Here is a 1,944-nt window from a genome sequence, read left to right as displayed (position 1 = left end):
GCGCCGCCCTCGGCACCACGGAGGCGCGGGGGCGCGTCGCGGACTGAACCCTCCCCGCCCGACCGGGGGCGCCGGACCGTCCTCCGGCGCCCCCGGAGGGCGGGGCCCTCACCTGGCCGGAACACGCTCACGACACCGCTGCCCAGGAGACGGCGCCACTGCTTCGAAGGAGGGATCAGCCGGGCGGGCCCGTGGCCCGCCGACCGTGGCCGCCCGCCCTGCCCCTTCCGCTCAGGAAGCCGGGCCGGAGGGGCTCACCCCGGCGGCGGCCCCGTCAGGGCTTCCCCCGGCGGAATCGCTGGTGGCGGACCCACCGGCGGCGTCGCCCTCGGCGATGTGCGCGGCCCGCAGGACCGCCTCCAGGAGTCCGGGCATGCGCGTACCGAGGTCCTCCGTACGCAGACAGCTCATGCGCGAGGTGCCCTCGTAGTACTGGCGGATGACCCCCGCCTCGCGCAGCACGCGGAAGTGGTGGGTGGAGGTGGACTTGCTCACCGGCAGTTCGAAGGCGATGCAGGCCATGTCGTCGTGGCCCCGGGCCAGTTCGCGCACGATGCGCAGGCGCACGGGGTCGGCCAGGGCGTGCATGACCGTCTCCACCCGGATCTCCTCGGCGGGCGGGTGTTCCAGTTGCCGACCGCTTCGGACCCTTCGTTCCCTGCCGGGCATGCCATGACCTCCGCTGCCGTGCGCCGTGCGACTTCCACCACAAAGTACGAGGACGGTCGTAGTTTGACAATCCTCGTAGTACGTTGCTTACCGTAGTACGACATCCATCGTATTAGAGTTCGGCCTCCGTGCGCCGGACCCGCTCCCCGATGGACACCGACCACTTGCCGCAGACGGAAGGACACCCCTTGAGCACGCTGTTCACCCCCTTGAAGCTGAGGTCGCTGGAGATCCCCAACCGCGCGTGGATGTCCCCGATGTGCATGTACTCGGCCGCCTCCGAAGGGCCCGACGCCGGCGCCCCGACCGACTTCCACCTCGCGCACCTGGCCGACCGGGCCGCGGGCGGGGCCGGTCTGGTCATGGTCGAGGCCACCGGCGTGCGGCCCGACGGGCGGATCAGCCCCTGGGACCTCGGCCTGTGGAACAGCCGCCAGCAGGAGGCCTTCAAACGCGTGACCTCCGCGATCAGCGCCCACGGCGCGGTACCGGCCATCCAGCTCGCGCACGCCGGGCGCAAGGCCTCGACGGACAAGCCCTGGCTGGGCGGACAGTACGTCCCCGAGTCCGAGGGCGGCTGGCCGACGGTGGGTCCCGGCACTGAGGCCTTCCCCGGCTACCCCGCGCCGGTCGAGCTGACCGCCGACGGGATCCGGCAGCTGGTCCGAGACTTCGCGGCTTCGGCCGAGCGGGCGCTGGCCGCCGGGTTCCAGGTGGCCGAGGTGCACGGCGCGCACGGTTACCTGCTGCACTCCTTCCTGTCGCCCGCCACCAACCACCGCACCGACGAGTACGGCGGCAGCCCCGAGAACCGGATGCGCTTCGCGCTGGAGGTCGTCGAGGCCGTGCGCGAGGTGTGGCCCGAGCACCTGCCCGTGTTCTTCCGCACCTCGGCCACCGACTGGCTGACGGAGAACGAGGCCGACGAGCGCGAGGGCTGGACCGGCGAGGACACCGTCCTGCTCGCCAAGGAGCTCCAGGCCCGGGGCGTGGACCTCCTCGACGTGTCCACCGGAGGCCTGGTCGCCGACGCCCTCATCCCCGTGGGCCCGAACTACCAGGTGCCCTTCGCCGAGCGGGTCCGCGGTGCCACCGGCCTGCCCACCGGCGCGGTCGGAGCGATCACCGAACCCGCCCAGGCCGAGGAGATCGTCGCCTCGGGCCGCGCCGACGCGGTGTTCCTGGGACGGCAGCTGCTGCGCGAGCCCTACTGGGCCCACCGCGCCGCGGAGGAGCTGGGCGCCGACTCGCACTGGCCCGAGCAGTACGGCTACG

Annotated in this window: 2 protein-coding genes; one reads left to right on the top strand and one right to left on the bottom strand. The window is 72.9% G+C overall.

Going from position 1 to position 1,944, the window contains the following annotated elements; all coding sequences use genetic code 11:
* Positions 1–231: 231 nt before the first annotated feature.
* Complete coding sequence (locus DQW06_RS23730; RefSeq protein ID WP_117199341.1) at positions 232–669, bottom strand: helix-turn-helix transcriptional regulator; 438 nt, start codon at positions 667–669, stop codon at positions 232–234.
* A 188-nt stretch (positions 670–857) separates the two neighbouring features.
* Here DQW06_RS23730 and DQW06_RS23725 point away from each other — a divergent pair.
* On the top strand, positions 858–1,944 hold a 1,087-nt coding region (locus DQW06_RS23725), incomplete at its 3' end, for an NADH:flavin oxidoreductase/NADH oxidase (protein ID WP_198662532.1).

The organism is Nocardiopsis sp. TNDT3 (assembly GCF_003427465.1).
Classification (GTDB): domain Bacteria; phylum Actinomycetota; class Actinomycetes; order Streptosporangiales; family Streptosporangiaceae; genus Nocardiopsis; species Nocardiopsis dassonvillei.
The sequence above is the reverse complement of the archived record's forward strand: the minus strand, read 5'-3'. Positions and strand labels throughout refer to the sequence as shown.